7 protein-coding genes are annotated in these 6,487 nt (G+C 70.9%); 2 read left to right on the top strand and 5 right to left on the bottom strand.

The window, feature by feature from the left end:
* Positions 1-627 precede the first annotated feature (627 nt).
* Entirely contained in the window at positions 628-1,515 is an 888-nt protein-coding gene (locus tag VFZ20_RS12090; protein ID WP_329684138.1) for a hypothetical protein, read from the top strand.
* 100 nt (positions 1,516-1,615) lie between these two features.
* Here the strand turns inward: VFZ20_RS12090 and VFZ20_RS12085 are convergent, their stop codons facing one another.
* The gene (locus VFZ20_RS12085) at positions 1,616-2,392 is read right to left on the bottom strand and encodes a hypothetical protein (protein ID WP_329684137.1); all 777 of its coding nucleotides are present in this window, start codon (positions 2,390-2,392) and stop codon (positions 1,616-1,618) included.
* A gap of 159 nt (positions 2,393-2,551) precedes the next feature.
* Between VFZ20_RS12085 and lysA the strand changes: the two genes are divergently transcribed.
* The gene (lysA, locus tag VFZ20_RS12080) at positions 2,552-3,835 is read left to right on the top strand and encodes a diaminopimelate decarboxylase (RefSeq protein ID WP_329684136.1); all 1,284 of its coding nucleotides are present in this window, start codon (positions 2,552-2,554) and stop codon (positions 3,833-3,835) included.
* An 83-nt stretch (positions 3,836-3,918) separates the two neighbouring features.
* Here lysA and VFZ20_RS12075 read toward each other — a convergent pair whose 3' ends face one another.
* From VFZ20_RS12075 to VFZ20_RS12060, 4 genes are all read right to left on the bottom strand, one after another.
* Positions 3,919-4,356 carry a hypothetical protein gene (locus VFZ20_RS12075; RefSeq protein ID WP_329684135.1) on the bottom strand — a complete coding sequence of 146 codons (438 nt, stop codon included), beginning with the start codon at positions 4,354-4,356 and terminating at the stop codon, positions 3,919-3,921.
* Between the two features lie 9 nt (positions 4,357-4,365).
* Positions 4,366-4,662, bottom strand: a complete 297-nt coding sequence (locus VFZ20_RS12070; protein WP_329684134.1) for an AbrB/MazE/SpoVT family DNA-binding domain-containing protein — start codon at positions 4,660-4,662, stop codon at positions 4,366-4,368.
* Positions 4,663-4,865: 203 nt separating this feature from the next.
* On the bottom strand, positions 4,866-6,089 hold the full coding sequence (locus VFZ20_RS12065) for a nucleotidyltransferase family protein (protein ID WP_329684133.1): 1,224 nt from the start codon (positions 6,087-6,089) through the stop codon (positions 4,866-4,868).
* A 204-nt stretch (positions 6,090-6,293) separates the two neighbouring features.
* Positions 6,294-6,487, bottom strand: a 194-nt coding sequence (locus VFZ20_RS12060; RefSeq protein ID WP_329684132.1) for a hypothetical protein, incomplete at its 5' end; no start/stop codon positions are given.

Below are 6,487 nucleotides of genomic sequence, written 5' to 3'. Positions count from 1 at the left end.
CGAGGCGATCTGGGCCAAGGCGTACTGACGTAAACTGGTAGCACCATCGCGAGCCGTCCCGTACTCCCGGGGCGGCTCGCTTTGCCTTTTCAGGTCTTTCGTTGAGCCGGACTGATTTGTTAATATGTGCCTAGGGAGCGTACTCCATTAATCATTGGATGAAGATCATGACACGGAAGACACGACAGATCGGCGCGGCGGTGGCAGCTCTCATCCTGATCGCGGCTCCCGCCGCGGCGCAGATCGGCGGCTGCAGCACTCGGATTTTTGAGGGCCACGAGTGGATCACCTGTTTCGCGGGCTCAACGGCCTGTACTACAGTTTGGAAGGGCAGCACATTGGTTTTAGGCCCAGTGTGCGAGAAAGTCCCCGTCCCACAAATGTGATCACCCGATGAGGAATTCTCATTGGTTTGCCGCTTCCTGCACAGCTCTTGCGCTTACAGCGTGTGGAAGCGGGAGCGAGCAGGTGGGGATGAGGAGCACTTTTCCGACGGAGGCATGCCCCCCTAGCACCGCAGAATGGTCTTTGGGCCGAGATGGATTTGAGCGGACGGCCTCGTTCGGAGGCAAGGAAACGGACACGCTGTTCTCGTTCCCGGCGGGGGTCGCAGTCGGCGGCGGTCGTGTGTTCGTGCTGGATGGCGCTGCGGGGATCGTGCGCGTGCTGACTGATTCGCTCCGGTCCACGGGGACGATCGGCCGACCGGGACGTGGACCGGGTGAGTTCGATCGATTTGTGATGCCCACCAGCCACGGCGGCTCCCAGCGGTGGGTCGCAACCCAAGGGGACACGCTGGCGGTATTCGATGGCGAACGCGTCAGTCGTTTTCGCCTGGACGGGACCTTGCTGTCCACGTGGAGCTATGACCGGGTGCGCGGTACCTCACCCATGCAGTCACGCATTGCACACGTGGCGGGCGAGGTGTTTTTCACGACTGGCGGGTATGATCCGATGGCTGGGGCCGTGCAGAGTGCTTTCCAGGTCCAGGCCACGCGTGGCGAGAAGCCTCGCGATGTGGTGCGGATCGCACTGCCGGCCGTTTCGTCGGCCCTGACCAGCGAGCATGCGCGGCCGCGGTGGGACGTGGGGGGGCGATGCATCGTGCTCTCGGACGGCACGTCGCCGTGGCTGGTGCGCGTGGACCGCGAGACGGGGGCGACGGACACGATCTCCATCCCGCTCCCCGATCGCGAGCCGCCGCCCATCTCCGAAGAGGAGCGCAGGGCGGCGCGGATGGCTGGTGGCCAAGGCAGCCTCCCGGAGCCGACAGCGCCGCTGCTCATCCGCGACCTGATCATGGATCCCGACGGGGAGGTGTGGATTCGCCCCGTGCAGCCCAGGCCGGCGCTGGACGGGGTCGAGGTGCTGCGGATTTCGCCCGCGACGGGCGCGGTGCGTACCGACACGGTCCCGGCGTGGCCGCTGGCGTTCGGCGCGCCGGGCGTGTACTACACGGTCGAAGCCTCGCCGGACGGCGTGCCCATCATCGTGCGATACGAAGCCGTGCGCTGATGCGATCGGCGGTGAACAAACGGGGTGCGAGGGTACGCGTCGACGTACCCTCGTACCCCGACCTTCGTACCCCGTATCTTCGTACCGTCGTGCGCGAAGCTCAGTAGCGCAGGATCCAGCGCTGCGCGGGCGGAGGCGGCGCGGGGTCGTCCTGCTTGGGCCCGATGGCCAGCGCGTCGATGCCCAGCGCCTGCCGTAGCGACACGCACTGGCACGGGCCGGGCGGCAGGCCACCGGGCATGCCCTGCGGCGCCGCGGCCGCACGGGTCAGCAGCCACTCCAGCGCGCCGCGCTCCTCCGGCGACAGCGTTTGCCCGAGCGCGGCCAGGCGCCTGCCCAGGCTCTGCGGCGGCGCGGGATCGTCCTGCTTGGGGCCGATGGCCACGGTGCCCGCGGGTGTGGGGCGCGGCGCGTCGGCGGCGCGGCCGCCCTGCACGATGATCCCGCTCCTCGACGACGGCGTGCGCCCACCCTGGACGATGATGCCGCCGGACGCGGTTCGCCCGCCCTGCACGATGATGGCGATGCGGCTGGGTGCATCGTCCGCCCCCTGCGCGTCGTCGCAGCCGCCGCCGGGGCCAATCCGCAGCACCGGCGTCACGTGCACCTCGCCCGCGCCGGACTGCGCCGAGGCCGCGCGCATCAGCATCCCCTCCCACAGGGCCAGCTCTTCCGCGGGAAGCGTCGCCGCAAAGGCATCCAGCCGCCCCTGCAGCGACCGCAGGTGCGCGGGCTGCAGGACGATGCTGGCCGTGGCGGGCGCCGTCGCCTGCGCGCGTGCGTTGGTGCGCAGCCCGCCGACCTGCGCGGAGAGCGGCAGGGTGGCCGTGACGGCCAGCAGCAGGGCGGGGAGGTGGGTCGGGCGGATCGGTCGCATGCGGATCCTCCGGGATGCGAGGGACGGCCGGGCCGGGGCTTCCGGGCGCGTGCCGCGGGTGGTAGACTGCGAAAGGTCGGCCGCACGCATCAGGCGCCGCGCGGCTCGGAACGTGCGCCGACAGACGGTGGAACGGTCCCGAACGTCACGGAGGGTGGGTTGGAGGAATCGATGGTCGCGGGCGTGGCGGAGGCGTTTTCCCGCGTGGACGGCGTGATGCACTGCGAGGACGTGCCGCTCACGGAGCTGGTGGCGCGCTGGGGCACGCCCCTGTACGTGTACAGCAAGAGCGCCATTCGCGAGCGCTTTCGCGAGCTGCACGAGGCGCTGGCGCCCGTGCCGCACCTGATTGCGTACTCGGTCAAGGCCAACGGCAACCTGGGCGTGCTGCGCAACCTGGCCGAGCTGGGCGCCGGCGCCGACATCGTGAGCGCGGGGGAGCTGCACCGGGCGCAGCTGGCCGGCATTCCCGGCGAGCGCATCGTCTTTAGCGGAGTGGGCAAGACGGTGCACGAGCTGGCGGCGGCGCTCTCGGCCGGCATCTACGCCTTCAACGTGGAGTCCGAGGGGGAGCTGTGCTCGCTTTCGGAGCTGGCGTGCGCCATGGGGCTGCGCGCGCCCGTGGCCCTGCGCGTGAACCCCGACATCGACACGCCCACGCCCCACGCGTACACGCGCACGGGCCACGCGGCCACCAAGTTCGGCATCGCGGCGGCGCGGGCGCGCACGCTGTACTCCATCGCGGCCAAGATGCCGGGCATTCGCGTGCGGGGCATCGACGTGCACATCGGCTCGCAGATCCTGGACGTGGCGCCGTTTCGTGACGCGCTGGCGTACGTGCTGGACCTGGCGCACGACCTCAAGCGCGAGGACGTGGACCTGGAGTTCCTGGACCTGGGCGGCGGGCTGGGGATCAGCTACGAGGGCGAAAAGCGGATCACGGCGGCCGAGTGGGCCGCGGAGATCGTGCCCGCCGTGGCGGAGACGGGGCTCAAGCTGGTGGTCGAGCCCGGCCGGTTCCTCGTGGGCGAGGCGGGGGCGCTGCTCACCCGCGTGCTGTACGTGAAGGAGGGCGGCGGAAAGCGCTTCGTCATCACCGACGCGGGGATGAACGACCTCATCCGCCCCAGCCACTACTCCGGCTGGCACGCCGTGGAGCCCGTGGAGCAGCCCGGCCGCGACCGGGCGCGCGTGGACGTCGTGGGCCCCATCTGCGAGACGGGCGACTTTTTGGCGCTGGACCGGGAGATGGAGCTGCCCAAGCCGGGCGAGCTGCTGTCCATCATGACGGTGGGCGCGTACGGCTTCAGCATGTCCAGCCAGTACAACCAGCGCCCCCGCCCCGCGGAGGTGATGGTGGACGGCGCCGAGGCCACGCTCGTCCGGCGCCGCGAGACGCTGGAGGACCTGGTTGCCGCGGAAACGGGACTGGACGCGGGCTGATCGCTGCCCGCGGCGCACGACGGAATGGATCGGAGACGAAGGGGAGCCACGGCGGCTCCCCTTTGTCGTTCCGGGGCGCGGCGTCAGAGGGGGACGAGCGCCGGACGCGGGGGCGGCGGATCGGCGGGATCGCGCGAGGCGAGGTACGCGCCCGGGCGCAGCACCAGCAGCCGGCCGATGCGCCTGCCGTACCACACGCCGAAGTGCGTCGCGTCCCCCGTGATGAGGTGCGTGGCCCCGCACTGCAGCGCGGCGGACAGGATGGGCCGGTCCTTTTCCGGGAGGATGACGTCCGGCGGCAGGGGCACCGGCCCGCGCTCGCTCACCAGCCGCACGCCGGGGCCCAGCGCGTACAGCCGCTGGCGCTGCTCCAGCCGGGGCAGGTTACGCTCCGCCTCTTCCCACGCGTACTCGGACGTCACCAGCTCCGTGGCGGGCAGCGTCCAGAACTCGCGCAGGCGCGTCTCGGGCTGGTACGCGGCCGAGAAGAGCACGTTGGCGTCGAGAAACAGGACGTGCACGCCCGCGCCTTAGCCGCCCGGCCGTTCGTGGGGAACACGGTCCGGGTCCAGGCCCATGCCGCGCACCTCGTCGAGCGCCCGGCGATACTCGTCGGGGCCGATGGCGTTGTTGAGCAGGAACTCGGCCTGTCGTTCGCGCGTGTAGCGCTCGTAGGCCAGGACCACGGCTGGCTTGAGCAAGATGCCCTCCTCGGTTGGCTGGGCGATGATGGTGGCACCCTCTTCGATGCCGTACTGCCGGCGGAGTGCCGCGGGAAGAACGATCGCGCCCCGCTTGCCCACCTTGATGCTTTCCGGCTTCGCCATGCGATGCTCCTTCAGGATGTCTGAACTTCAGAAAATCTGCAAGGGGTTGGAAGCGGGCGCAAGCATGTTTTGCCGCACCTGGCGCAGAGGGAGCGAGTTGGGCCGTGCCTGGCGCATCCGGTGCGCGTAGAAAGGTGAAGCAGCGAGCGCCTCCGGCCGTCTGCCGGAGGCGCTCGTGTCGATGATCCAGGTCTCGTGCGGAGTCAGGTGTCGCGACTCGTTACCCACGCACCCAGGGCCGCAGAGGAGCGGGCCGCGCGAAGCTGGGCGCGTTCCGCGGGTCCGCCCTTCAACAGGCCCGCGATTCGGCCGCGGTGGCGCAGCAGGAGCACCGCCGGACGGGTGAGGTAGACCCACGCCAGCCGCCCCAATCCCACGCGTCGGCCGCTCGTCTCCAGCAGCCGCTCCGGTGGCGCGAACACACGGCCCAGCAGTCCGCGCATCCGCCCCGTCAGCGTGGGCTGGCCCACGGCCGCGTCCATCCACTCCGGCCCGGCGGACTCGTGGCCCAGCACGTTCTCCCGCGCGATGCGCACGGCCGCGGCGCCCTCCCGCGCGGGGACCAGGCGGTCCAGCAGCCCGCCGGGCACCTCCACGCCGAACGTCTCCCGTGCCAGCGCCAGTCCACAGAAGACGGCGCGCTCCGTTCTCGTCGCGTGGGCGGTCTCCACCAGCAGGTCCCAGCGGAGGTCGGCTGCGTTGCGCTCCACCACCATCACGATGTCGAAGACGTTGCGCAGGGGGAGCACCCAGCGATGGTTGAACGTCCCGTGCACGCACAGGTGCAGCAGCAGGTCCTCCGGGCTCAGGCCCAGCGCCGGCTGCCCGGCCACGGTGATGGGCACCATGCGCTCCCAGAGCGGCGCCACGTCCATGCGGAACGGGTTGGACTCCGGGCACAGCTCCCAGTGCAGCTCGATGGGCGCCGCGCGCGGCTTTGACATCGGCGCGACGTGGTGGATGGTCGGGTCGTCCGGGCCGTCGGGGGTGTAGCCGTCGTCGATGAGCGCCGCCCGTGCCGCCTGCAGCTGCTCGGCGGGGACGAGCAGGTCCACGTCGCCCAGCTTGCGGAGCGCGGGCTCGTCGTAGACGGCGGCGGCCAGGTGCAGGCCCTTGAGCGCGGCCACGGGGACGCCCGCCGCCGCCATCCGCCCGATCGCGCGGCCCGCCTCGGCCAGCCACGCGCGGTTCTCCAGCGTGGCGCCCATGTACGACGTGCGCAGCTCGCGCTCCACCTCCGGCGGCATGGGCCACTCCTCTGCTATCCGCGGTCCGCAGTGATAGAGCAGGGGACCCAGGCCGTGGCGGAGGGCCAGCGTGGCGCACATCGCCCAGTCCGGCCCGCCCGCGGCGCGCAGCCCGTCCGCGGCGCCGCGCAGGAGCAGGGCGAGGTGCGGGAGGGCAGCGTCGTGGGGGCGGTCGGTCACGTGGACGGCAGGGAATAGGGAATAGGGAATAGGGAATAGGGAATAGGGAATAGGGAATAGCGGGACAACTACGGGCGGAGCTTCGTCTGGCGACGTTCTGGAATGTGTGGCGGGATGGCGGGGGCGGACAAGCATTTTGCTCGGCACGCGAAGCGCCCCCGGCCGGGAGGGCCGGAGGCGCTTGGAATCTGTCGATGAGCGGAGCTACTTCGCGACGGACAGGCGCTCGCGCTCGGCGGCGGCGCCCTCCGCGTCCAGCCGATCCACCGTGGCCGTCAGGCTCGCGGGGAGCGTGGCGTGGGCGGCCCGGGGACGCGTCTCGCGGGCAAAGGCACCGGCGACCTGGCTGTAGTTGCTGTTGGGATGCCACAGGATCCAGTCCTCCAGCCCCAGCGCGT

The organism is Longimicrobium sp., from assembly GCF_036280135.1.
In the GTDB taxonomy this organism is placed as follows: domain Bacteria; phylum Gemmatimonadota; class Gemmatimonadetes; order Longimicrobiales; family Longimicrobiaceae; genus Longimicrobium.
The sequence above is the reverse complement of the archived record's forward strand: the minus strand, read 5'-3'. Positions and strand labels throughout refer to the sequence as shown.